Raw genomic sequence first — 23,989 nt, forward strand, 5'->3', positions numbered from 1 at the left:
AAAAAAATCACGATGAAAACGATCAAATATTTGATGCTGTTAATAGTATTATTGACCACTGGACAGCTTTTTGCACAAAAAATTTCAAAAGCAGAGTTACAGGTAAACGGATTAACCTGTTCAATGTGCTCAAAGGCTACAGAAACCTCTTTAAAAAGCCTTGGCTTTATTGAAACCATTACGCCCGACCTCGACAAGAACATTTTTATCCTGACATTCAAAAAAGATCAGCAGGTGGACGTAGACCAGATCAGGGACAAAGTGCAGGATGCAGGATTTTCTATCGGTGAACTGTCTGCAACAATCAACTTTGACCAGACTGTAATTGATAATGCTGGTTTGGCGCAGGCCGGAAATACAGTTTTCAAATTCACCAATGCAAAGGGGAAAACCCTGAATGGTCCTGTTACAGCGAAGGTGCTGGATAAAGACTTTATCAGTTCTTCGGCATTTAAAAAGAATGCTGCCCAGTTGCAGCTTGACTCTTATCTGAGCGGCCGCGGAACGGTAAAAGGCAAAGACACACGTATTGTCCACCTGAGTATATAAGGCGGGAAATGAAGTATTTATTTTTGGCTGTAATCATTTTACAGCTTGGCACCGCTCTGCGCGTTAATGCGCAGGAACTATATGTTTTTACAGAGCCCGCGAGTAATATGCCGGCGAAATCTTTGGGATTAAGGTTAACAAATGAAGGGATTTTCAGTGGCAGAACGATGAACAGGACTATTCCCGAGCTCATGCTGAGTTTCAATAAAAACCTGATGATCCATGCCCAGGGCTTCCTGTCCGATATGGATGGAAACTACAGGCTGGAAGGAGGGAGCATCTATGCGAAATACCGGGTCCTTTCAAGAGATAACGCTCAGCGCCATTTCCGCATGGCAGCTTACGGTCGGCTAAGTACCAGCAAACGTCCTTTGTATACACAGGATATTAACTTGGAAGGCGATAACAGTGGTGCTCAGGGTGGCCTGGTAGCCACCCAGTTATTGCATAAACTTGCCCTGTCTGCTAATATCAGTTACATTAAGGCTTTTGTTCAGGACGACCCTGTGATGGCAGGAGTGAAGCGCCCAGATGAGCTGATCGCGTACAGCTTGTCATCAGGCTACCTGGTTTTGCCTGTACACTATAAAAATTACAATCAGCCTAATTTCAATGTCTATTTTGAAATGCTCGGTAAAACGAACCCCGCAAATGGAAAGTCCTATCTTGATCTCGCCCCGGCAATTCAGATGATCTTGAACAGCAGGACGCGTGTTGATCTGGGATACAGGTTCCAGGCCGCTGGTGGTATGGAAGGCAGATACAATAAAAATATGTACCTTCTACGGGCAGAATTTAATTTTTTTAATGCTTTAAAATAACTGTTTATCTGCATCTGCTTATGTCCAACTTGTCGCAACTCAAAAACTTAACAGCTGATCTTCGGACAGGGGATGAACTGATGCCTGTTTTATTTATCGGTCACGGCTCACCTATGAATGGCATTGAAGACAATGAATTCAGCGGCAAATGGGCAGAGATCGGCCGTACGCTGCCTGTTCCTAAAGCAGTACTGGTGGTTTCTGCACACTGGTTTACCAGAGGAACTGCGGTAACAGCGATGAATTTTCCGAAGACGATCCATGATTTCGGGGGATTTCCCCAGGCATTATTTGATGTAGAATATCCTGCACCGGGAAGTCCTGAGCTGGCGATGGAGGCATCGAAACTGGTTAGGGGTACCCATGTAGAGCTTGACCACGACTGGGGCCTGGATCATGGTGCATGGACGGTCCTGGCGCACATGTTTCCCAAGGCAGATATTCCTGTATTGCAATTGAGTATGGATTACACCAAAGATCCGAAAGCACATTACGAGCTTGCACAGGAACTTTACCAGTTGAGGCGCAAAGGCGTACTGATTATGGGCAGCGGCAATATGGTACATAACCTGAGGATGCTGAGCTGGAAAATGATTGATGGGGGCGGGTATGACTGGGCGATGGAGATCAACGACCAGTTTAAGCGTTTGATCATGAACAGGGAGCACAGGCCTCTCATGGATTATAAAAGCCTGGGCAGCGCTGCTATGATGGCGGTACCAACACCAGAGCATTATCTGCCATTGCTTTACACGCTGGGCTTACAAAATGATAAAGAAGAGATTACTTTGTTTAATGATAAGGCCGTTGGAGGATCTTTAACCATGACTTCGGTTAAAATAGGCTAGTTTCAAGCGGTATGTATCCTTTCGATCGTTACATCATAAGGGAAAGACATTGATTAAAATAAGAAAGGCGCCTCAGGGGCGCCTTTCTTTATGCAATTACGCAGAGTTCCTGCCTGCATTTACAATTCCGTACACCGTACGGATTGCCAGTTTCTGGTAAGATTGTACCTCCACTTCATTTAGTTCTTCCTGAAGTTTTTCCAGTGCAAAATGCTGGATCAGTACCAGTGGAAGAACGATCTTTTCCCTAACTGCAACAGATCTTTTTTCTACCGGATAGTTTTCCATTAAGGATTCGTGGCCGGCTAGTTTAAGCAGCATTTCTTTGGAACGCTCGTACTCACTGTTCAGCATTTTCCAGAAATCCCCGTATTCAGGATCATTGGCAAAATGCGCAGTAATAGAGAAGTCGGCCTTGCTCATGGACATCATACAATTGTCGATGATCGTCTTGAAGTAGCCCGATTCCTGATACGTTTTACGGATATTTTCCCAGTTGCCAGCTTCTTCCTGGTTTTTCAGTGCGGTACCGATACCATAAAATCCTGGAATGTTCTGTTTCAGCTGTCCCCAAGAGGTTACAAAACTGATTGCGCGCAAATCTTCGAGGCGCAGTTTTTCTCCCGAACTTCTTTTCACGGGCCTGCTGCTGATCGTAATTTTTGATAACAGGCTTAAAGGCGAGTAGCGTTCCAGATAACCCATAAATAGCGGGTGCTCTCTCAATTTCACGAAGGATTCAAAACTATCCTTAGACATTACATTGAGTATATCCTTATGCAGGGGATCGAGCAATACATTGTGTTTTTCCTTCATCCCGGCTGATATACCGGCATTGATCAGCTGACTAATGTTGAACCCGGCACTGTCAATAGATCCGTACTGAGAACTGATCGTTTGGCCCTGTATTGTTAACTGGATGTTCTTATTGGCAATCTCTTTGCCCATTGAAGCATAAAACAGGTGTGTTTTACCACCGCCCCTTGATGGAGGTCCGCCACGTCCGTCAAAGAACGCCAGGCGAATGTTGTGTTTTTCTGAAATGGCCGTTAACGCTACTTTGGCGTTAAAAATAGACCAGTTTGCAGTCAGGTAACCACCGTCTTTTGTACTGTCTGAGTAGCCCAGCATGATGTCTTGCCTGTTATCTCTGCTTTCCAGATGTTTTCTGTAGAATGGATGTGAATATAAGATATCCATTACATCTGCAGCAACCTGCAGATCACCTACTGTTTCAAACAAAGGCACAAAGTCGATCGTTAGCTGATCTTCGTCCCAGCCGTTCCACAAAAAGAGTTCTATAAGCTGAAGGATATCAGAAGCCTGCTGGCAGTTACTGATGATATAGCGGTGACAGGCCAGTTCGCCATTGCTCTGCTGGATCTGTTTGATCTCAGCGATGGTCTGCAGAGTATCCTCGATAAGCGGAGTAGTTTCGCCTGTATAATTTACTCTAGCACTTTTAAAAGAAAGCTGCTCAATTTTTTCAGTTTCAGACAGCTCATCATAATTTTCCGGGAAAAGGGAAATGATAGGCTTGCTCTGGCGGCAATATGCATGTACATCTCTCAGTACCCTGCTGTCCTGTCTGATATCCAGTGAAGCGAAATGGCTTCCGAACAGCTCTACCTTACGCAACAGATCATCTACAAGATCAGCAAAAAGGCCATCATGGGATTCAATGAGGGTAGTTTTGATCAGGTTGAGGTTTTCGGTAAGGAACTCAGAGATGTTTTCAGGAACGATATTCGTATCAAAGGCATTTTTATACAGGGTATCCTGTACTTTGTAAATCACTTCTTCCACACCTCTGAAGGTAATCCTGCGTTTCAGTTTCCTGAAATCCCTGTAATAACAGCGGAAAAGAATCTGGCGCAGCATTTTTGATACCTGCATGGTATCCTCGGCATGTACGTTTGGATTTCCGTCCCTGTCGCCACCCGGCCAGAAGCCCAGTTCAATGGCCTTTTTTGTAGGGATATTGTATTCTTCAAGGCTGCTGTCTATTTCCGACTGGATATTCGCCGCGGCAAAGTAAAATACATTTTCCAGGTACCAGGAAAGGCTCAGCGCTTCATCAACGGGTGTTGGAGAGGTTTTATTGAAAAACGGAGTTTTTCCAAGCTGCTGTAAGAGCTGATTAATACTCACAATGTCGTTAATCTTAATGGCCGCTGTAAGGTCAGTAATAATAGAGAGTACGCTGCCCGGATAGAATTGTGTAGGGTGTGCGGTAAGGACCAGACGAAGCGAAAGATCATCGATGAGCTGAACAGTTTTCTGGTACACATCCTCACTGGATTCGCTCTTTTTTAACATGGAGCGGAGTGAACTCTGACCTTCAGCGGTATTTAATTTGGTAAAAGAAGCATCTTCTACTGCATCAAAAAGCACTACCTGGCGCTCAATGTACTGGATGAACCTAAACAATAAGTCTATTACGTCTTTGGCATTTGCTGCCTGTGTATATTTTTCAAAAAAGACATTAATGATTTCAGCAGGCGTCTTGTGATTCTTGACTCCGTCTTCGCAATATTTAATAAAAAGAGGCAGGAGTGTACCTGTATCCTTAATTTTATAAAATGGGAGGGTTAGGAACAGGCTGTTGTACAGTTCAAATCTGGAGACAACTTCGTTGTTGAATATGGATTCTCGCTGGCCTGTAAATCTTGGTTTCTGCATGATTAAAAGGGTAAATTTTTACGCGCTGAAGCTAAGAAAAATGACGGTAAGATCTATAGAATAATGTTAATAAATTTATTTTGGTTTGCTGACAAATAAACTATAAATTGCTTTCAGAAAGGTTTTCAATCATTTAAAAAGTATAATTCAGTTGTTGTGTAGCAACGATCGCAGTAAAATGCGATTTTTTTGGAAAAAAAATGGCTGTCTCAAAAGGACAGCCATTTTTCATATGATGATACTTTTATTTTAATATTTATGAAGTTTGCAGGAAGGGTTCATGCAAAGATTTTTTATTTTAATGCACATCTGCAGGAATCTCCACGTTTTTCTTGAATTTCTGCAGATAAAGTAGTGGAATAGAGCAAAGCATCACCATTCCTGCCACCCAGTAAGCATCACTATATGTTAACAGCAAACTTTGCTTGATCAGATTACCTTCCATCGCCTGTGTGGCCATATGTCTGGCATCAGACATAGAGAAGCCCTTGCTCATAAAGTTATTAATGAACGCATTGAAACGCTGTATGAATATAGGGTTCCCTTCATTCAGGTTTGTCAGTAAATTGCTTCTGTGGAATCCCTGGCGGGTATGGATAAGCGTAGTTAGAGCCGCAATACCGAAAGATCCACCCAGCTGTCTCATCATGTTATTCAAACCTGAACCCTGACCGATTTCTGCACCTTTCAGGTCCTGGATAGCCAGCGTAGTCAGCGGTACAAACAGCAAAGCCATACCAACGCCCCTGATCACAAGTGGAAGAAAGAAATCATTTGTTCCGGAAGCCAGCGTTGATTTGCTGAGCATGTTACAGAAAACAAAGAACAGGAACATGCCTATCGTCGCCATAAACTGCGCAGGTATACCCTTTTTAAGGAACATACCTATAAAAGGCATCATCATGATGGTACAAAGACCACCCGGGAATAGTAACTCTCCCGTTTGCAGTGCAGAGAAGCCCAGCAGATTCTGACAGAATACAGGGAATACGAATACTGACCCATATAATCCGAAACCCAGGATGAAGGAGGTAACCATCCCCACCGAAAAACTCCGGTGTCGCATAATCTTAAAGTTCACAATAGGGTGATCCGTACTCATTTCGCGCCAGATGAACAGCAATAATCCGAAGACCGAAGTTATTGCAAGCACCGTGATGTAAGGTGTAGCGAACCAGTCCTCTGTTTCCCCTTTTTCCAATACAGTTTGTAAACTACCTACAGCTACTGCCAGCAGACCAATACCCCACCAGTCAACCGGCTGGCCTTGCCCTGTCCTGGGCGTCGTTCGTATATAAGTATAGGTACAGTACGCCGCGAGAATCCCGACGGGAATATTCACGTAGAAGATCCATGGCCAGCTGCTGATGTCAATGATATATCCACCGATAGTTGGCCCTACAGTTGGTCCAACAACGGCACCTAATCCAAATAGTGCTGTTGCAATACCAACATCCTCACGCGGCCAGGTCTCAAGGAGGATTGCCTGTGCGGTAGAAATCAATCCTCCACCTGCAATGCCCTGTAAAATACGAAACGCAATCAGTTCTTCCAGGGAAGTCGCGTTACCACAGAGGAAAGAGGCTACTGTGAAAACAATAATTGAAGTAAGGAAATAATTCTTTCTTCCGAAACGACTTCCAAGCCAGCCCGACATTGGCAGGACAATAACGTTTGCAACTGCGTACCCGGTTGAAATCCAGGCAATATCCTCTAAGGTTGCACCCAGGTTTCCCTGAATCTGTGGTAATGCCACGTTTACGATGGTAGTATCAATCAGCTCCAGTAAGGAGGCTGTGATCACCGTAAACGTGATTATCCATTTTGTAAAACCCTGTTCGGCCATTTTATTAGTCTTTTGTTGATACAGAAACGTTCACGCTCATGCCCGGACGTAATTTACTCAGTATATCTTTGTTAGCTTTAATTTTGATCTTTACCGGAACACGCTGAACAACTTTCACGAAGTTACCTGTTGCGTTATCAGGAGGCAGCAATGAACCCTTGGCACCAGTAACTGGAGAGAAGTTATAAACTTCACCAGCGATATGGTCATCAGGATATGCATCAACTACAATATCCACTTTCAAACCGGAACGAATTTCTTCCAGTTGTGTTTCCTTGAAGTTTGCAGTTACATACAAGCTGTTATCGTTAACGATAGAAAACAATGATTGTCCCGCCTGGATCAGCTGTCCTTTCTGGATGCTTTTTTTACCAACAATACCGGTAGCAGGTGAAGTGATATTGGTATATGACAATTGGAGTTTTGCAAAGTCTACCTCAGACTGCCGTTCAGAAACACTGTTGCTGCTTACTGCAAGCTGGGATTTTGTTGTACCAACCTGTTTGATTGCTGCGGTATACTGATCTTTTGCAGCGTCGTATGTAGCCTGTGCAACATCTCTTGTTGCTTTAGCCTGGTCAAACTGCTGTTGTGTGATTGATCCGTCCTTGATCAGGTTGGCATAACGGTCGAAATCTTTTTGTGCCTGCCATAATTTTACCCTGGCAGATTCAATATTTGATTTAGCCGTGCTTGTATTTGCAGAGATCGCGATAATCTGCGATTGTGAAACACCAACACCGGCATCTGCACCTTTCTGGGTAGCCATTGCCTGCTCCAGTTTCACTTTATAATCACGGTCATCCAGGGTTACCAGGGTATCACCTTCTTTTACGGCCGTGTTTTCTTCAAATCTGATATCCTTTACATATCCACCTACACGGGCAACTACATTGCTGATATCGCCATCGATCTGTGCATCATCTGTATCAACGTGTTTACTAAAATACATATATTCCTTGATGCCGAATATGGCTCCTATAATGATTAGTACAGCTAATATTATAGGGACAATTTTACTTTTCTTCTGAGGTTCGATTGTCGTTTCTGTTGTTGATTCTGTTGTCATTACTAGCGTGGATTTGATATTATTGAGAAATTTTTCCTGTTGATTTTAATAAGGTATAATAAGCTATACCGGCATCTGCTTTTGCAATCTCGAGATTGATTCTTGCCTGGAACAATAAAGTTTCGGCGTCAATTCTGTCCGTTACAGAAGCTACATTATTTTTATATCTTGAAGCGTAAAGCCTGTCATTTTCAGTTGCCTGTGCTATAGAGGTTTCCAGAACGTTGATTTTGTTCTTGGCAACCTGATAGTTCTGGTAGTTTTTGTTGATTTCTGTTCTTACATTATCGCTCTGGATTGTTTTCTGGATCACAAATTCATCCTGCTGGATCCTGGCTTTGCTAACCTTATTTTTGTTGGTCCACAAATTCCCGATGTTCCATGAAAGGGTGGCACCTACAGTCATCGGAACAATATACTGATGGTTTGAAGGGATAAAGTTACCGCTTGGATTGATGTAGTATACATCTGCGCCAAGCGAGAAGGTAGGAAGCGTATTTGCTTTTACAGATTTGACATCAAAATCTGCAGCCTTGTTGCGGAGATCAAGTTCCTTTAATTCCTGGCGGGTATTCATACCCCGGTCCAGATAATTTGTCAATGGTTCCATAGCCATTGCGTCTCCGGCCGGATCTGCGATTTCAATCTGAGTATCTTCAGGCAGTCCCAGTAAAACATCAAGATTATAATTGACTATTCTCTGGTTCCCTTCGATCTCCAGTTTAGTTAAGGTAACATTCGACTGCTGCAGCTGAAATCTCAGTACATCATTTTTTGTTACTATGCCCTGCTCAAAGAAACGTTCAGCCTGTTTCAGCTGACTGGCAATGGACTCAAGGTTCTGGTCTACCACTTTGTGGCTTTGGGATAACTTATATAGAGCGTAATAAGTATCTATAGCAGCAAACGTAACTTCCTCTTTTACTTTGTCGGCATCCAGGCGGGCAACATCAGCCAGCAATTTGGTGCTTTCCCTTGCATATTTCAGCTTACCACCACCATATACCAGCTGTGAAACTGAAGCAAGTCCGATATAGGCATCAGCACGTTTTGGCAGGTTGATCGCATCTGCACCGCCAATTGTAAGTTTGTCTGTAGGTATTTCTGCGTGATTATAAATAGCACTTGCACTTGCAGAAGGAAGCGCATTGTCTTTAACAATATCCAGCTGAGCCATGTTCTGCTCAATTCTATTTTGAGACAGTTTCAGGTTCTTGCTATTTTCTACCCCAAGCTGTATAGCCTCCTGTATAGTAAGTTTTTTTACGTTTTGAGCGTAGAGCATGCCTGGCAACAGGAGAGCGAAGCAACTCAGTTTAATTGTTCTGTGTATCATTGTTTGGGTGTTAAATACGTAATTACCAGGTCTTTTAAATGTGTAATTAATCGTTCAGTTAATATTTCACGGTCTTTTGGGATAGTGATGTCTAATACAGATCCGTCTGTAATTTTTGAAGGCATTGTGGCCACATAGGTGATAGTTCCCATCAGGGAAGCCATTAACATCCTGATATCTACCGGTCTGAAACTTCCTTCTGTTATTCCCTGCTGAATGATTTTCTCAATCACCATCAGATTTCCTGTCATTGCAGCTTTGACCTTATTATACATTTCAGGGCGCTGGGCAAGTGAAAGTTCCCTGTGCATCATCTTGTGAAATGAGCAGTTTGCAAGGATTCTTTGGGCGTATCCTTCAACTACCAGAAATAATTTCTCCATCGGAGTGATTTTGTATTCGTCAATGATGGTAAGTTCTGCCTTGAAATTTTCCATTCTCCTGTTCATGATCTCGAGAAATACCCCTTCTTTAGAGCCGAAGTAATAATTGATCATGGACATGTTCGCGCCGGATTCTTTTGCAATCTGACGGGTTGAAGTACCTTCATATCCGAGTTCAGAGAAGAGGACTTCTGCTGCGGCTAAAATGCTGCTTCTTTTGTCTGGCTTTTCCATTGTCTGATTTGATGGCACAAAACTAATCAATCGATTGATTGAATTAAATAGGATTGCTATATTTCAGCTATTATTTACAAAGACCTGACAATGGTAATACGTAACAGATAGGGATAAAGGATGAAATAATTTGTATTATAAAATATTTCAATACCTTTGGAACAAAGTATTTGAAGATGATTAAGCAAGATAATATAAAGAGTTTTGATTGGGTTTATTACGTTTTAGGCCTGTTTTTTGGTGGACTGACCGGCGCTGTAATTTCAGGTAGTTTCGGATGGACAATTCTAAGTGCAATCTTAGGATTTATATTTGGTGCTATTTTCCTTAATTCTATTGTAAAAGGCAGAGTACACTAAATCTGTTTTAAGAATAATCCTGAGCCAGGATTATTCTTAAAACATTTTTTTCCTCCGGAACAAACTATCGGCGTAAAGCATAGCCAGAACAATATCGGCAAATACGAAGGTCTTGATCAGCGTAGGACTGAGGTATTGGCTCAGATTTATATCAACGCTGAATTTTGGGGCGCTCATATGACTGTTTGCTATCGCAAAAGCCAGTATAGTTCCAATTGCCAGGATAAATAACGCTGCAAGACCGAGGATAATTCTTTTGTCTGTTTTCGTTTTCAGGGAAACGGGTGCAGGTTCCATATTGATAATTTCCATCACGTTGCGGCTGAAAGACATAGAAGGTTCATCAATGCTGATGTCCTTAAATTGTTGCTGCAGGCTAAGCAATTCCCGATAAACGCTTTGATATTCTTCTTCAGAAGCGATTTTACGCGCTGTTTCTGATCGCTGGGCGGATCCGCCATTGCCATCAATATAATCCCATATCTGTTCTTCTATAGTTTTCATATCAATTCTTTAACTTCATCCTTTAACAAATATTGTAATTTTTCTTTGAGTTTGAGCCTTGCCCTGTGCAGCTTAACCTTTACGGTATTGGTTTCCATGTAGAGCGCAGCCCCGATTTCTTCCAGGCTTTGCTCTCCTTTGTAAAACAGGGTAATGATCGCAGCATCATCTGCAGATAAACTGTCGATTGCCCGGTTCAGGTAAACGTGTGCAGATTTCTTTTCTACGCTGTCTGATTTTCCCTCAGTGCCCGGATCCGGGAGTTGAATAGTTTGCTCATCATCATCCAGTGATTGTGTAATCAATTTCTTTTTCCGCAAGGCGGTCATTGCAGATGTATAGGTGATGGAATACAGCCATGTAGAAAATTTAGACGTCTGCTTAAAAGTGCCCAGGGCCCGGTAGGCCTTAACGAAACAGTCTTGCGCTACCTCTTCTGCATCTTCCCTGTTTTTGGTGAAGCGCAGTGCGAGCGTAAATACAAACCGCTGATGACGTTTCACCAGATCGGAATAAACCGCGGTATCGCCATTCAGCACTTTTGTAATTAAAGCTAAATCTGTTTCTTGCTGCTGCATCTGTATACTGAGACGCCACAGATTGCGAAGAGGTTACAGCAATTTTAATTTTACTGACAAGACATCTTCCTTAAGCAGGCAGATGTTTTAAAATGATATTCTCCAGTTCCTGTATATCGAAAGGTTTCGACAAATATCCGTCTGCGCCGGCCTGATCCGCAAGCAGCATCACATCGTTATTCGCAGAGAAATAGATTACAGGGATATTCTTGAGCGTTTCATGGCCTTTCAGCTCCCTGGTGGCTTCAATACCACCGATGTCTGGCAACCAGTTATCCATGAAGATAATGTCTGGTATGTAAGCCGAAACCTGATCGATAATATTATTTGATGTAGAGGAGGTTTTGATTTCATAACCAGCATCCTCAAGAATGAAGGTACAGAGTTCAAGAATATCTGTGTTGTCATCAAAAATGAAAACCTTTTTTTGCTCAGCCATTTATATATAAAATTAAGACAACAAATTTATGAATTCTGCCATATCTTCAATGCGCAAAGTGTAATCAATTTTAGCATTTAGGGCAGCTTGTTCGGGCATATAAGCGACCTGTGCTGTGGCAGGGTCCTGAATCATTGCGATGCCGCCCCAGACATTGACACTTTTCAACCCGTTTACCCCATCCGCATTTGAGCCGGAAAGCAATAAACATACTAATTTTTCCCTGTAAACTTCAGCCGCTGTCTGGAAAGTTGCATCTATGGCAGGCCGGGAGTAGTTAATTTTTTCGGAATAATCCAGGGAAAAGGTATGGTCCTGCTCAATCAGCGTATGGTAATCCGAAGGAGCAATGTAAACTCTTCCTGCAATAATCGGCTCCTTCTCATCAATTTCCTTCACAATCAGCTTTGTTCGGCCTGACAGCAACTCCGGTAGAAGAGAATCTGTGCCATGTTTCCGGTGGATCACAATAACTATGGGAAAGCTCAGGGCAGGGCTAAGCAGGGGCAGTACCTTCAGCAGCACATCCAAACTCCCTGCGGAGCCTCCAATAATTAATGCGTCACATTTTCCCATCAGCTTACTTTTCTCCAGATTTTTTCAGCAGGAATACGTTTATAATTCGGAGAGATAGGTGAAAAATCCAGCGTTTCTTTTGAGCCCAGTGCCAGGTAACCCAGCCCTTCCAGACTGTCGTCAAAAAGTCTCAGCACCTTATGCTGTAAATCCCTGTCAAAATAAATCAATACATTCCTGCAAAGGATCAGCTGAAATTCGTTAAAAGAATGATCAGAAACAAGATTGTGAGTAGAAAAAATCAGCTTGCTTTTCAGATCATCGTTAAACTTTGCCAGAGAATAATTTGCGGTATAGTAAGTGGAGAATTCCTGGGTACCTCCTGATAAGATATAGTTTTCTGAATACTGCTTCATTTGGCTCATCGCAAACATTCCCTGCGAAGCTTTCTCCAGCACAATAGGATTAAGATCTGTTGCATAAATTAAAGACTTGTGCAGCAGGTTAAGCTCCTTCAGAATAATAGAGATGGAATAGGCTTCTTCTCCTGTTGAACAGCCTGCCAGCCAGATCCTGATAAAAGGATACGTGCCCAGTTTTGGCAGCACCACATCCCTCAGCGTTTTAAAAAAAACAGGGTCCCTGAACATCTCTGTTACATTTACCGTAATCTGCTCTACAAATCTTTTGAAATAAAATGTGTCATTGTTTATTCTGTAGCGGAATTCTGCAAAACTCAGCGCTTTATCCAGTGAATATAAACGCAGGATCCTCCGTTTGATAGATGCCTTTGAATAGCCTGTAAAATCGTAGCCGTAATGTTCCAGAAGATCTGCAAGCAGGATCTCCACCTGGTCATCGGTGATTGAAGGTAATTCAAGATTCATTTATATGTATTTTACGAGTAAGTCCGTCAAACTGTCTACATTAATAGGTTTAGAAACATACCCTACAGCACCCGCATTTAAGCAGCGCTCTCTGTCCCCCAGCATTGCCTGTGCAGTAACTGCAATTACAGGAATACTTTTCAGCTCCGGATCCTGACTCATTTTCGCAATGGCTTCATAGCCATCCATTCCCGGCATCATCATATCCATCAGTACAACGGCAATATCTTTTTGTTCTTCCATTAACTGCAGCCCTTCCTCTCCGCCGATAGCAGAGAGGCACTGGTATCCCTTTGATTTCAGTACCGCAGTTAAAGCAAAAATATTCCTGTTGTCATCATCAATAATCAATACTTTTTTCCTAGTCTCCATATACATTAAAACATGGTAAATTTTTAAACTTTATCATATAACCATACACGTAATAAAGAAATGAGCTGGTCTACATCCACAGGTTTAGAGATATAGTCTGATGCTCCCGCGGCGATACATTTTTCACGGTCTCCCATCATTGCCTTCGCAGTAACAGCCAGCACAGGTAAATGTTTGAACGCAGGTATTTTTCTGATCTCTTTCGTGCTTTCATATCCGTCCATTTCAGGCATCATCATATCCATCAGGACCACGTCTACCGTCGGGTTATCTTTAAGTACCTGTAAGGCTTCTTTACCATCTGTGGCAGCCAGTACTTTCATCTTATGCTGCTCCAGTGCTTTGGTAAGAGAAAAGATATTCCTAACGTCATCATCTGCGATCAGCACAGTTTTATTGGCCAGCACTTCATACAGGCCTCTCAAACCTTCGGTTTTTTTAACGTTTTGGGTTTCTATCGTCTTTTCTTCCACCAGATGAAGGAAGAGTGCGGCCTCATCCAGGATCCGCTGGTAAGAGTGCGCGGTTTTTACCACGATAGAGTCTGCATACTGCTTGATGCGCTGTTCTTCTCCTTTGGACAGGTTTTTACCGGTAAAAATAATGATCGGAAGATTCTCCAGGCCATCACTCTTTTTGATAGTTTCGAGAGTGAGATAGGCGTTCTTGTCGGGCACCCCCATATCCAGGATCACACAATCTACTTCCTTCTTGTGCAGTGCATCCACACTTTCAGAAACATTGTTTACGACTTGGGTCTGTATATTGTAATTGCTGAGGAAATAACTGAGCGCCTTTGCATGCTGCTCATTTTCTTCGACAATAAGTACCTTTTTTGGATGACGGCTCAGCGCAGTTTCCAGTTTCTGGAAGATCTGCTGCATATGCTCCAGCGCAAAGGGTTTATTGATAAAATCTACTGCGCCCATTAATAAACTCTCTTTTTTAACTTCCAGGGAGGACATGATATGAACAGGGATAGGGCGTGTTGCAGGATTAGCCTTTAATTCTTCCATCACCTGCCATCCGTCTTTTATGGGTAGCTGTATATCCAGCAGAATAGCCACCGGCTTATAGTAATTGGCCAGTTCAATTCCGATATCGCCTCTAACTGCCACCACACCTTTATAATTCCTTTTACGGGTAAAGTTCAGCAGCGTTTTTGCAAAAGGTGTATCATCTTCGATGATCAGGATCACTTTGTCATCCGGCTGAATGTTATTTCTGTCATCTTCTACCTCCTGAGGGATATGGTCTACTGTAAAGCGTTCATGCAGTATAATCGGCCTCTCCGGTAAGTTTGTGCCGGTATTTTGTTCCTGACTAGCAGGGAAGTTGATTTCATTCTCGGCTTCTTTACGCAGCACAGGCAGCGTAAGGGTGAAAGTACTGCCCTCGTATTCCTTGCTCTTCAGGTCAATTTCTCCACCAAGTAACTTGGCCAGTTCCCTGCTGATCGACAATCCCAGTCCGGTACCGCCAAATCTCCTTCTGGTAGATCCGTCTGCCTGCTGAAAAGCTTCAAATACCAGTGCCTGTTTGTTAGCAGCGATACCAATTCCTGTATCAGTCACACTGAATATGACGTTCCCAGCCTCCTGATCATTCTTTACATATAATTTGACACTACCTTTAGCAGTAAACTTGATGGCATTGGAAAGCAGGTTCTTTAGGATCTGCTCCAGGCGCATTTTATCAGTCTGGATAGATGGCATGTCTGTATCCATCTCAATAATCAGCTCCAGGTTCTTGTTTTTAGCAATAGGGTTGAAAAGAGATCTCATATCTGTAGAAACCTCATTTAAACCTACCTCCGCCAGTTCAAGCTTCATTTTGCCCGCTTCAATCTTGGAAAGATCAAGGATTTCATCGATCAGTCCCAGCAGACCCTGCCCTGAACTCTGGATTACCTCTGCGTATTCGATATACTCCGGGTCAAGTTCTTTATTGTCAGACATGAGCTTAGAAAGCAGCAAAATGGAGTTCAACGGGGTACGCAGCTCGTGCGACATATTAGCCAGGAATTCCGATTTGTATTTTGTGCTTTGCTCAAGTTGTTCCGACTTCCGCTGGATTTCCAGGTTATGTTCCTGGATCAGCTGGTTTTTTTCTTCAAGCAGTGTTGTTCTTTCCTCCAGTTCCTGATTACTCTGCAGCAATTCTTCCTGCTGTACACGCAGTTCTTCTTCTGAAGTCTGTATTTTCTGTGTTTGTGCTTCCAGTTCTGAGTTCAGTCCTTCAAGCTCGCTGTGCTGCGCCTGCAGTTCCTCAGCCTGTGCCTGAGTTTCTTCGAGGAAGTCCTGCAATCTTTTACGGTTTTGTGATACATGAACAGATACCCCGATATTATTAGCTATTCCGTTCAGAAAATCCAGCTGTAAAGGCGTGAATACATTCAGTGAGCCTAATTCTATCACACCTACGACTGCGCGGTCCCTCAAAATAGGCAGGGCAACAATATTTTTAGGTTTTGTATTTCCGGATGCATAGCTGATGGTCATTTCGTCATCAGGAATATCATTAAGCAGCATTTGTTTTCCGGATTTTACGGCCTGTCCGGCTAATCCCTCTCCTGGTTTCAGCACCTCTTTTCTCTGATCTTCCAGCAGCGCGTAACTTCCTGCAAGGTGCAGGAGGCGGTCTTCCTCAAGAAGGTAGAAAGCTGCAACCTGTGCCTCAGTATGCTGTATGATGTTCTCCAGTATGTCGTTTGCCAATGTACTGATAGTTTTTTCCCCTACCATCTTATCGTTCAGGCTTGCTATCCCCGTTTGCAGCCACTCTTTATCTGCAAGTAAGGAGAAGGAATACTGCAGCGATTCCGCCATTGCATTTAATGACCCTGCAAGGCTTCCAAGGCCGTCTTTGGTTTCTTCATCCAGCCTGATCTGATAATTGCCGCTTGAAATCTGACCTGCAATTCCCTGGATCACTTCAATCCGGTGGTCTATTTCATCGTTTTTATCCTGCAGGTCCTGCTGCAGTTTCACACGTGTATTAAAATCTGAGGATACTTTTCTATAGAAAAAGAAGGTAATGAGGATGGCAAGAAACGCAGCGAAGATGATCAGTGAAGGCGTATATCCAGCCAGCTTGTTCTGATCAGCTGTGCGTGTGGCCAGCAATGTTTTCTCTTCATTCTCCATGGCTTTGATCACCTTGCGGGCATCGTCCATATATTCCTTGCCTGTGAGCAGGTCGCCCACACTTACAGTTCCGCCGGCGCCTTTCAGTATAATGGTTTTTTCAATGATGTTCAGCCTGCTCTCTACGATCATCTTAAGCTTTTTGATGCTCTGCTGCTGAAAAGGGTTGTCTGATGTTTGTGCTTCTACATTGTCCAGAAGTACCACGGCCCTTGCTTTGGCACCCGTATAGGGTTGCAGGAAGAGTTTGTCGCCAGTCAGCAGGTAACCCCGCTGACCAGTTTCCGCATCTTTCAGCGTAGAGATGATTTCTTCCAGATTAGTGATCACCTGGTTACTGTGCGAAACCATCCTGGAACTTTTAACAAGGTTGGTGATACTGATATAAGAAGCAAGAGAGCTGATAAAAAGTAACAATAAAGATAGCCCAAGCCCTATACGCAGGTTATTTTTTAGAGTTTTTTGCATTTGAAAAATTATATATTATTAATCTGATTCAGTCATTGAAACGAGGGGGATATTGAAATAAAATTCCGATCCCTCTCCAAAAGTACTGTTTACGCCCACTGTTCCGCCGTGTCTTCTGATAATTTCTGCAGAAATATACAGGCCTATACCCAGTCCCTGGAAATGAATAGCTGTTTCCTCAACACGATAGAATTTGTCAAAAACATTTTTTTGCTGTTCAGGATGGATCCCTATTCCAAAATCCTTCACGGCAACGATCACGCGGTCGCCCTCAACTGCCACATTGATATGCACTTCAGTTGTTCCGGGCGCATATTTAATAGCATTCGTCAGAAAATTAACGATCACCTGCTCAATCCGCATTTCATCTGCAAAGACCTCCTGCGGAACAGTGCCGGTTTTAGTAATCCTGAATTCGGGGTTTGACTGGTGGATGATTTCGATAATGCTGTCAAGTAAAATATTGAGGTTGAAACTTTTCTTGTTGAACTTCAGTTTCCCGCTTTCTATCTTAGAGATATCGAGCAGATCGGCAATCAATTCATTCAGCTTATCCAACTGCAGCTGTGCTTTTTGTAGATGGCGCTTAACAGTGGGGATATCACCTTTATCTACACTTCTTTCGAGCAATTGCACATAACCCTTTACACTGGTTAGCGGCGTCTTCAGTTCATGGCTGGCAATACTGATAAACTCATCTTTCTTTCTTTCGGCTTTCTTTCTGAACTCTATTTCTTCCAGTAAAGCTTCCTGTATTTCGATCAGTTTTCTGCTCTGCTCATAAATCCTGTAAAAGGTTTTCACTTTCAGCAGCAGGATATTCATATCTACAGGCTTGGTGATATAATCGAGCCCCCCAGAAGAATAACCTTTAGTAATAAAGTTTAATCCTGTATTGGCGGCAGATAAGAATATAATTGCTGTTTCTTTTGCTTTGCTATACCCTGAAATTGCTTCGGCAACTTCAAAACCGTCCATACCGGGCATCTGCACATCCAGAATAATCAAAACGTAAGCATTTTTAAGCACTTTTTTTAGCGCTTCTTCACCTGAGGAAGCGGTATCGACTTCAAAATTATGTCTTTCGAGAACTTTTTTAAGAGAAATCAGATTCTCCGGTGTATCGTCTACTATTAGGATCATTATTTGGAATAAATAGGTGCTGTCAACATTAGCTGCGACTGGTTAAGCCTGTATAAATTTGGGCTAAAGTTATACAACTTTATAGAATAACCTGTTTTCAAATGCGTTGCTGAGGAAATCATTAAAGTTTAGAACTATTAAAAGTATCACCCTGACTGATATCTCCCGTATCAAATCCCTTCTTAAACCAGTACACCCGCTGGGCAGAAGTTCCATGTGTAAATGCATCGGGAACAACTTCTCCCTGTGCCTGTTTTTGTAACTTGTCATCACCTATGGCATTAGCCGCATTCAGCGCTTCTTCAAGATCTCCCTCTTCAAGCTGGATATCCTTTGCCTTATTTGCCCATAGCCCGGCATAAAAATCTGCCTGCAGTTCCAGTTTTACTGATAATTTATTGTATTCGGTTTCGCTGAGCGATCCGCGGGCCTGCTGCATTTTGTCTGAAGTACCCAACAGATTTTGTACATGGTGTCCTACCTCATGTGCAATTACATAAGCCTGGGCAAAATCGCCACCAGCACCAAAACGGTCTTTAAGCTCTTTATAGAATTGTAAGTCGATATAAACTTTATGATCTGCCGGGCAGTAGAATGGTCCTACAGCAGAGTTTGCGTAGCCACAGCCTGATTCCTGACCGTCAGTAAATAATACAAGGGCGGGTTGTTCATACTGTTTGCCCATCTCCTCGAATTGTGCCTGCCATACACGGTCAGTCGATCCCAGCACATCAGCAACGAATTTCCCGCCTGCATCCTCTGGTGTGCCCTGTTTGACTGCCGTCTGTTCAGAATTGCCTGCAGGAAGCTGAGAAACAACTCCTGTAAGGTCTTTTCCAAAAAACATACCTACAATAACGATAAGAATACCGATGCCGCCGCCAACCATTTTTCCACCACCAGAGCTGCCTCGCGCATCTTCGATATTGTCACTACTCTTACCGAAAAATTTCATAAAATGTCCTTAATTTGATATAACAATTTTTAACGTCAATTGTTATACCAAATTCTCTCAATTTTATAAACTTATCCGAAAGCAATAAGTGCTGCTGAAATTCTTTTCCTGGTTTCTTCGGTTCCCAGTGTAGAAGCTATATCAAAAACAGCCGGACCAAATTTACCCCCAACAAGCATAATACGGAAAGGCAACATCAGTTCGCCAGGTTTTAAAGCATGTTCTGCTGCCATCTCCTTAAACTTTTCTTCCATCGCCGCTGCAGAGATGCCATCAGTCAGGACCGCAGCAAAAGCATTAAAATACGTTGCTTTTTCTTCGGTCCATTTCCCTTTTACCGAAGCAACATCATAGCTCGCAGGCAGTGCAAAAAAGTATTCGCTCTGCGTGATAAAATCAGTCAGCAAATTACATCTGTCCTTGATCAGGTCGATCACCTTCAGCGCGTAATCATCGTCATTCAATGTTATTCCTTTTGCCTCAAACTCATCTTTCACCGTCACCAGCAGGTCTTGTGCATCAGCACGTTTGATCCATTCGTGGTTATACCATTTGGCCTTCTCAAAATCAAATTTCGCTCCTGCCTTACTGATCCTGTCTACAGAAAATTTATCAATCAGCTCAGCCAGAGTGAAGATCTCCTGATCAGTACCGTCGTTCCATCCGAGCATAGCGAGCAGATTAACGAAGGCTCCGGGCATAAACCCAAGTTCCCTGAAACCTTTGGTCAGGTCGCCCGTTTTCGGGTCCGCCCAGTTTTGCGCATATACAGGAAATCCTAAGCGGTCTCCGTCACGTTTGCTCAGCTTACCGTTGCCATCAGGTTTCAGTATCAGCGGTAAATGTACCCAGTGCGGCATTTCATCGTCCCATCCCAGGTATCTCCATAACAGAATGTGGATCGGCGCCGAAGGCAGCCATTCCTCGCCCCTGAAAATATGACTGATCTCCATAGCCTTATCATCCACCACTACGGCAAGATGATAGGTTGGCATTCCATCAGCCTTTAAAAGCACTTTATCATCAATAAGGTTGGTGTCAAAACTTACATGTCCTCGGATCATGTCCATAAAAGAAACATGTTCATCTTCGGGGATTTTTATTCTGATCACATGGGGGGTGTTCTGCGCTAAAAGCGTGCTCACCTCATCTTCCGAAAGGGTAAGTGAGTTTCTCATCTGCATCCTCGAAGTCTGTCCGTATAAAAAATTAGGAACTTCCCTACGTTTGGCATCCAGTTCTTCAGAGGTATCAAAAGCATAGTATGCATTGCCGCTGGCAATCAGCTGTTCTGCATATTTTCTGTAAGAAGGTTTACGCTCACTCTGACGGTATGGGCCAAATTCGCCCCCCGCCACCGGGCTTTCGTCCGGATGGATACCACACCAGGCCAGGCAGGATTCGATGTATTCCTCGGCTCCGGAAACAAAACGGGTTTGATCTGTATCTTCGACACGTAAAATGAACGTGCCATTATGTTTTTTAGCAAACAAATAATTAAATAAAGCGGTGCGTACACCGCCTAAATGAAGGCCTCCTGTAGGGCTGGGGGCAAATCTTACTCTAACTTTCTTTTCCATATTCTGAACCACAAAGATATATTTTTTAAGCGCTTACCGTTCTATTGATGTCTTTTTGAATGGTATTTTGTAATTTGCCCAGCATAATCTATGAATCCCTACGAAAAAAAACGCCGCTGGAAGTTCTTCCTCTTAATTTTTGCAATTATAATTGGTACGGCATCTGTCATCTACAGTGATTTTTTTGTAAAAAAGATGCAGCGCGAAGAGCAGGTACAGTTTCAGCTATATGTAAAAGTAACGGAGCAATCGCTCGTGATGTATGATGACGACCGTTTTACCGACGTGATAGAAACGATCACTAAAAACACCAAACTCCCGGTAATCATGACCGACGGCGATGGGCTGATCAACTCTTACCAGGGACTTGATTCTACCAAGACGAATTATGATGTAGAGAAACAGAACAGGAAAACCTATGATCCCCAGTATTTTGAAAGGGAACTACGGAAAATGAAAATACAGCATCCGGGTACGCCTATTATCGGTCTGGACGGGAAAATCTGGCATATCTATCATAAGGATTCCTTTATCTTAACGCAGCTGCGGTATTTCCCCTACATACAGCTGGCAGTAATCGCCTTGTTCCTGCTCACAGCTTATGTAGCCTTCAGTTCAGCCAGAAGATCTGAACAGGATCAGGTATGGGTAGGTATGGCCAAAGAAACAGCCCACCAGCTGGGAACGCCTATTTCCTCATTGATGGCCTGGGTAGAACTGATGAAATCTCGCTTTGACGCAGAAGATGATCCGCTGATCGCAGAGATGGAAAATGACATCAAGAGACTTGAAGTGATTACCGACAGGTTCTCGAAAATCGGCTCTAAACCTGTTCTAGAAGACCATGTTGTATATACGGTGATTAGTAACTTCATTCAATACTTTCAGCTGCGTACATCAGACAAGGTCATCTTTACTATTACCGGAGACGATCAGGTACGTGCTTTGCTGAATGTACCATTGTTCGACTGGGTAACTGAAAACCTGCTGAAGAATGCGGCAAATGCCATTGAAAACGAAGGCAGTATTACCGTAAATATTATAGAACACCTTGCAAAAGAGGAAGTATTTATCGATATTACGGATACCGGAAAAGGGATTCCAAGGTCTAAGTTCGATGCTGTCTTCCAGCCGGGTTATACGACCAGGAAAAGAGGCTGGGGACTGGGATTATCACTTACCAAACGTATCGTAGAGAACTATCACAGCGGACAAATATTTGTAAAGGATTCAGAGCTCGGAAAAGGTACAACCTTCAGGATCATCCTAAAAAGCAGCATTACTTATGAACCCACTTCAACCTAAGCAATACGCCGATTACCCTTCACTTGTTAAAGGTGATGTACTTGAACTGCTGGAAAGACAGGCAACTGAATTTCCGGAATATCTGAACTCTATCGAACATAAGGCTGATTATTCTTATGCAGAAGGCAAATGGACATTGAAAGAGATGGCCGGACATATTATTGATACTGAAAGAATTCTTATTTACCGCTTAACAGCCATCATCCGTGCTGAGCAGAGCCCCCTGCCGGGTTTTGATGAGGATGACTATGTGCTTCAGGCACATTTCCCCGACCGCAGCCTGCTGAGTTTTGCTGAAGAGTTTAATTTGATGAGGAAGTCCAACCTGTACCTGTTCCGCTCTATCAATGAGGACGAACTTAACAGGACAGGGATTGCTTCAGGTAAGGAAATCAGTGCGCGCAGGCTTATCCTTACGATAGCGGGTCACTTGCTCCACCATATCAATATTATCCAGGAGAGATATTTATAATTTGCTCTCCAGCTGCTGGTCTAGCCATTTTTTCTCAATAATATAAGATACGATCAGACCCAGCCCGCCAAAGATCAGCACACAGCCAAAATATATGGCTGCAGCCTCATCCTCACCAAGTTTTGTGGCGATCACTGTGAATAAGGCAACCACTAAACCCAGGCCTAGCCCTACCAGTAACAATCCTATCTTTAAACTAAGGAAAGGCTTCGGGGCCGACTGGCCGTCATTTGGATTGATCCCCCGTTCAATCAATGCCATACGTTCTCTGTTCACCAGATACCGGATGCCGAAGATCATAGCGAATCCGGTTACGAAAAGGGTAATTGGGACTAAATATTCCATTTTTATTATATTTTACCGTTACTTATTCTGTTGTTTAAACTGCAGTTCTGGTACTATGACTACTTCACTTTTAAACAGGTTACAGAGAAAACATAATAATTTTTTACCCAAGTCAGAACAAATTCAGGAGGCTAAGGACAAAAAAGCTGCTAAATATATTTCCTGTACAGATTAAACAAAATCATAGTATCAGTCTGCGTCAGCACAGGTGTAATATCGGTTTGTACAAAGTGACGTTTAAAAGCGATAATCGCTGCGGGCAGGTTACTGATATCATATCCGATGATCCGCAAGGCAATAGCTACATCAAACTCTGGCGGCGGAATCTGCAAAACATCATCATACCATAATCCAAAGCCCTGTTCCGCAAGTTTTTTCCATGGAAATTTATTTGGATCTATTTTCCGTTTTGGTGCAATATCAGAATGCCCGATAAAACCCTGTACCGGAATATTGTATTTCTTCTTCAACGTAGTTAAAACAGCGATCAGACTGTTGATCTGTTCATCGCTGTAAGGCTCGTTCCCATTGTTATCCAATTCAATACCCAGTGAGCAGGAGTTAAGATCTGTCTCATTGCCCCATTTGGCTACACCCGCATGATTTGCCCGGAGGTAATCGTTTACCATATGAACTACCTTTCCGTCTCTGCCAATGACATAATGTGCACTGGTGCCTGTGGATTTAAGTGTAAACGTTCTGATGGTCTGGTCCGTGGAGGTCTGTGCTGTATGATGAATGATCACAAAGTTAGGCTTACGGATACCAAAGTTTACCGATCCGATAAAGAACTGCTGGTCCGGGGCAACCATCTCCGCATTCTGGGTTAAAGGCGGCATTTCTTTCAGCGTGTTTCCAAACACTTTGGCTTGTTCCTTGTAGACCTTATTTGTTGCAGCATATTTATTGGTACTGCAGGCAGCAAGGGCAAACAGGGGAATGCTCAGGAGTAAGCCGTTTTTCCAGTTGTGGAGTTGTTTCATTTGTTTAATATGATGTGTTTTTCATTGTTTACATCGAAGCCCTGATGCAGGGTGGAGAGCAGATAATTGTAGCGGTGAAATTACTAATATTTACATAAATGCAATCAAATAGCTAAACTTTATGCATGCCCTGTAATTTTTCCTAATTTAGTTGCGTTATAAAAAGCTA

General features: G+C 43.0%; 22 protein-coding genes. 5 read left to right on the top strand and 17 right to left on the bottom strand.

The genetic code is table 11. The annotated features are described in order from the left end of the window. Positions 1-12: 12 nt before the first annotated feature. From ABWY16_RS13905 to ygiD, 3 genes are read left to right on the top strand one after another with little or no spacing between them, the layout of a single operon-like run. A complete protein-coding gene (locus tag ABWY16_RS13905; RefSeq protein WP_353905248.1) occupies positions 13-549 on the top strand; it encodes a heavy-metal-associated domain-containing protein in 537 nt (178 codons plus the stop codon). A gap of 8 nt (positions 550-557) precedes the next feature. Beyond that, complete coding sequence (locus ABWY16_RS13910) at positions 558-1,370, top strand: hypothetical protein (protein ID WP_353905249.1); 813 nt, start codon at positions 558-560, stop codon at positions 1,368-1,370. 20 nt (positions 1,371-1,390) lie between these two features. Then, positions 1,391-2,218, top strand: coding sequence for a 4,5-DOPA-extradiol-dioxygenase (gene ygiD / locus ABWY16_RS13915; protein ID WP_353905250.1), 828 nt, complete (start codon positions 1,391-1,393; stop codon positions 2,216-2,218). 96 nt (positions 2,219-2,314) lie between these two features. On the opposite strand, the gene ABWY16_RS13920 is transcribed toward ygiD, so the two are convergent. The 15 genes from ABWY16_RS13920 to gltX all read right to left on the bottom strand — a co-directional run bounded on the left by ABWY16_RS13920 (position 2,315) and on the right by gltX (position 20,715). Next, positions 2,315-4,900: a phosphoenolpyruvate carboxylase gene (locus ABWY16_RS13920; protein ID WP_353905251.1), complete on the bottom strand. Its 2,586-nt coding sequence runs from the start codon at positions 4,898-4,900 to the stop codon at positions 2,315-2,317. Between the two features lie 298 nt (positions 4,901-5,198). Further along, positions 5,199-6,746, bottom strand: a complete 1,548-nt coding sequence (locus ABWY16_RS13925; protein WP_353905252.1) for a DHA2 family efflux MFS transporter permease subunit — start codon at positions 6,744-6,746, stop codon at positions 5,199-5,201. 4 nt (positions 6,747-6,750) lie between these two features. Next, entirely contained in the window at positions 6,751-7,815 is a 1,065-nt protein-coding gene (locus ABWY16_RS13930; RefSeq protein WP_353905253.1) for an HlyD family secretion protein, read from the bottom strand. Positions 7,816-7,834: 19 nt separating this feature from the next. Continuing rightward, positions 7,835-9,151 carry a TolC family protein gene (locus ABWY16_RS13935; RefSeq protein WP_353905254.1) on the bottom strand — a complete coding sequence of 439 codons (1,317 nt, stop codon included), beginning with the start codon at positions 9,149-9,151 and terminating at the stop codon, positions 7,835-7,837. After that, the gene (locus tag ABWY16_RS13940) at positions 9,148-9,768 is read right to left on the bottom strand and encodes a TetR/AcrR family transcriptional regulator (protein WP_353905255.1); all 621 of its coding nucleotides are present in this window, start codon (positions 9,766-9,768) and stop codon (positions 9,148-9,150) included. The genes ABWY16_RS13935 and ABWY16_RS13940 overlap by 4 nt, the downstream gene beginning before the upstream one ends. Positions 9,769-10,163: 395 nt before the next feature. Continuing rightward, positions 10,164-10,631, bottom strand: coding sequence for a hypothetical protein (locus tag ABWY16_RS13945; RefSeq protein WP_353905256.1), 468 nt, complete (start codon positions 10,629-10,631; stop codon positions 10,164-10,166). Further along, complete coding sequence (locus ABWY16_RS13950; RefSeq protein WP_353905257.1) at positions 10,628-11,209, bottom strand: RNA polymerase sigma factor; 582 nt, start codon at positions 11,207-11,209, stop codon at positions 10,628-10,630. Before ABWY16_RS13950 ends, ABWY16_RS13945 begins: the two co-directional genes overlap by 4 nt. Before the next feature lie 70 nt (positions 11,210-11,279). Then, positions 11,280-11,648 (bottom strand): response regulator, encoded by a 369-nt coding sequence (locus ABWY16_RS13955; protein ID WP_265788534.1) that lies wholly within the window; start codon positions 11,646-11,648, stop codon positions 11,280-11,282. 12 nt (positions 11,649-11,660) lie between these two features. Next, on the bottom strand, positions 11,661-12,224 hold the full coding sequence (locus ABWY16_RS13960) for a chemotaxis protein CheB (RefSeq protein ID WP_353905258.1): 564 nt from the start codon (positions 12,222-12,224) through the stop codon (positions 11,661-11,663). Further along, a complete protein-coding gene (locus ABWY16_RS13965) occupies positions 12,224-13,051 on the bottom strand; it encodes a CheR family methyltransferase (RefSeq protein ID WP_353905259.1) in 828 nt (275 codons plus the stop codon). Before ABWY16_RS13965 ends, ABWY16_RS13960 begins: the two co-directional genes overlap by 1 nt. Then, entirely contained in the window at positions 13,052-13,423 is a 372-nt protein-coding gene (locus ABWY16_RS13970; protein WP_353905260.1) for a response regulator, read from the bottom strand. 23 nt (positions 13,424-13,446) lie between these two features. Next, the gene (locus tag ABWY16_RS13975; RefSeq protein ID WP_353905261.1) at positions 13,447-17,037 is read right to left on the bottom strand and encodes a response regulator; all 3,591 of its coding nucleotides are present in this window, start codon (positions 17,035-17,037) and stop codon (positions 13,447-13,449) included. Between the two features lie 18 nt (positions 17,038-17,055). Further along, positions 17,056-18,180 (bottom strand): hybrid sensor histidine kinase/response regulator, encoded by a 1,125-nt coding sequence (locus ABWY16_RS13980; protein WP_353905262.1) that lies wholly within the window; start codon positions 18,178-18,180, stop codon positions 17,056-17,058. A gap of 121 nt (positions 18,181-18,301) precedes the next feature. Beyond that, entirely contained in the window at positions 18,302-19,135 is an 834-nt protein-coding gene (gene ypfJ / locus ABWY16_RS13985) for a KPN_02809 family neutral zinc metallopeptidase (protein ID WP_353905263.1), read from the bottom strand. A gap of 71 nt (positions 19,136-19,206) precedes the next feature. Then, complete coding sequence (gene gltX, locus ABWY16_RS13990) at positions 19,207-20,715, bottom strand: glutamate--tRNA ligase (RefSeq protein WP_353905264.1); 1,509 nt, start codon at positions 20,713-20,715, stop codon at positions 19,207-19,209. A gap of 90 nt (positions 20,716-20,805) precedes the next feature. Here gltX and ABWY16_RS13995 point away from each other — a divergent pair, with 90 nt between their 5' ends. Together ABWY16_RS13995 and ABWY16_RS14000 are read left to right on the top strand one after the other, a co-directional pair. Beyond that, a complete protein-coding gene (locus tag ABWY16_RS13995; RefSeq protein ID WP_353905265.1) occupies positions 20,806-22,020 on the top strand; it encodes a sensor histidine kinase in 1,215 nt (404 codons plus the stop codon). Then, positions 22,001-22,492: a DinB family protein gene (locus ABWY16_RS14000; protein ID WP_353905266.1), complete on the top strand. Its 492-nt coding sequence runs from the start codon at positions 22,001-22,003 to the stop codon at positions 22,490-22,492. The genes ABWY16_RS13995 and ABWY16_RS14000 overlap by 20 nt, the downstream gene beginning before the upstream one ends. On the opposite strand, the gene ABWY16_RS14005 is transcribed toward ABWY16_RS14000, so the two are convergent. Both ABWY16_RS14005 and ABWY16_RS14010 read right to left on the bottom strand, forming a co-directional pair. After that, on the bottom strand, positions 22,487-22,837 hold the full coding sequence (locus ABWY16_RS14005) for a DUF6249 domain-containing protein (protein WP_353905267.1): 351 nt from the start codon (positions 22,835-22,837) through the stop codon (positions 22,487-22,489). The two genes, ABWY16_RS14000 and ABWY16_RS14005, sit on opposite strands and share 6 nt — an antisense overlap. Before the next feature lie 149 nt (positions 22,838-22,986). Next, positions 22,987-23,820, bottom strand: a complete 834-nt coding sequence (locus tag ABWY16_RS14010) for an N-acetylmuramoyl-L-alanine amidase (RefSeq protein ID WP_353905268.1) — start codon at positions 23,818-23,820, stop codon at positions 22,987-22,989. Between the last annotated feature and the right edge of the window lie 169 nt (positions 23,821-23,989).

This window comes from Pedobacter sp. (assembly GCF_040513095.1).
Classification (GTDB): Bacteria; Bacteroidota; Bacteroidia; order Sphingobacteriales; family Sphingobacteriaceae; genus Pedobacter.

Coding starts and splice junctions, on each gene's coding strand:
- ABWY16_RS13920 (WP_353905251.1), bottom strand. CDS start 4,900: ATGCAGAAACCAAGATTTACAGGCCAGCGAGAATCCATATTCAACAAC.
- ABWY16_RS14005 (WP_353905267.1), bottom strand. CDS start 22,837: ATGGAATATTTAGTCCCAATTACCCTTTTCGTAACCGGATTCGCTATG.
- ypfJ (WP_353905263.1), bottom strand. CDS start 19,135: ATGAAATTTTTCGGTAAGAGTAGTGACAATATCGAAGATGCGCGAGGC.
- ABWY16_RS13970 (WP_353905260.1), bottom strand. CDS start 13,423: ATGGAGACTAGGAAAAAAGTATTGATTATTGATGATGACAACAGGAAT.
- ABWY16_RS13950 (WP_353905257.1), bottom strand. CDS start 11,209: ATGCAGCAGCAAGAAACAGATTTAGCTTTAATTACAAAAGTGCTGAAT.
- ABWY16_RS14010 (WP_353905268.1), bottom strand. CDS start 23,820: ATGAAACAACTCCACAACTGGAAAAACGGCTTACTCCTGAGCATTCCC.
- ABWY16_RS13995 (WP_353905265.1), top strand. CDS start 20,806: ATGAATCCCTACGAAAAAAAACGCCGCTGGAAGTTCTTCCTCTTAATT.
- ABWY16_RS13955 (WP_265788534.1), bottom strand. CDS start 11,648: ATGGCTGAGCAAAAAAAGGTTTTCATTTTTGATGACAACACAGATATT.
- ABWY16_RS13965 (WP_353905259.1), bottom strand. CDS start 13,051: ATGAATCTTGAATTACCTTCAATCACCGATGACCAGGTGGAGATCCTG.
- ABWY16_RS13940 (WP_353905255.1), bottom strand. CDS start 9,768: ATGGAAAAGCCAGACAAAAGAAGCAGCATTTTAGCCGCAGCAGAAGTC.
- ABWY16_RS13975 (WP_353905261.1), bottom strand. CDS start 17,037: ATGCAAAAAACTCTAAAAAATAACCTGCGTATAGGGCTTGGGCTATCT.
- ABWY16_RS13980 (WP_353905262.1), bottom strand. CDS start 18,180: ATGATCCTAATAGTAGACGATACACCGGAGAATCTGATTTCTCTTAAA.
- ABWY16_RS13910 (WP_353905249.1), top strand. CDS start 558: ATGAAGTATTTATTTTTGGCTGTAATCATTTTACAGCTTGGCACCGCT.
- ABWY16_RS13945 (WP_353905256.1), bottom strand. CDS start 10,631: ATGAAAACTATAGAAGAACAGATATGGGATTATATTGATGGCAATGGC.
- ygiD (WP_353905250.1), top strand. CDS start 1,391: ATGTCCAACTTGTCGCAACTCAAAAACTTAACAGCTGATCTTCGGACA.
- ABWY16_RS13925 (WP_353905252.1), bottom strand. CDS start 6,746: ATGGCCGAACAGGGTTTTACAAAATGGATAATCACGTTTACGGTGATC.
- ABWY16_RS14000 (WP_353905266.1), top strand. CDS start 22,001: ATGAACCCACTTCAACCTAAGCAATACGCCGATTACCCTTCACTTGTT.
- ABWY16_RS13930 (WP_353905253.1), bottom strand. CDS start 7,815: ATGACAACAGAATCAACAACAGAAACGACAATCGAACCTCAGAAGAAA.
- gltX (WP_353905264.1), bottom strand. CDS start 20,715: ATGGAAAAGAAAGTTAGAGTAAGATTTGCCCCCAGCCCTACAGGAGGC.
- ABWY16_RS13935 (WP_353905254.1), bottom strand. CDS start 9,151: ATGATACACAGAACAATTAAACTGAGTTGCTTCGCTCTCCTGTTGCCA.
- ABWY16_RS13905 (WP_353905248.1), top strand. CDS start 13: ATGAAAACGATCAAATATTTGATGCTGTTAATAGTATTATTGACCACT.
- ABWY16_RS13960 (WP_353905258.1), bottom strand. CDS start 12,224: ATGGGAAAATGTGACGCATTAATTATTGGAGGCTCCGCAGGGAGTTTG.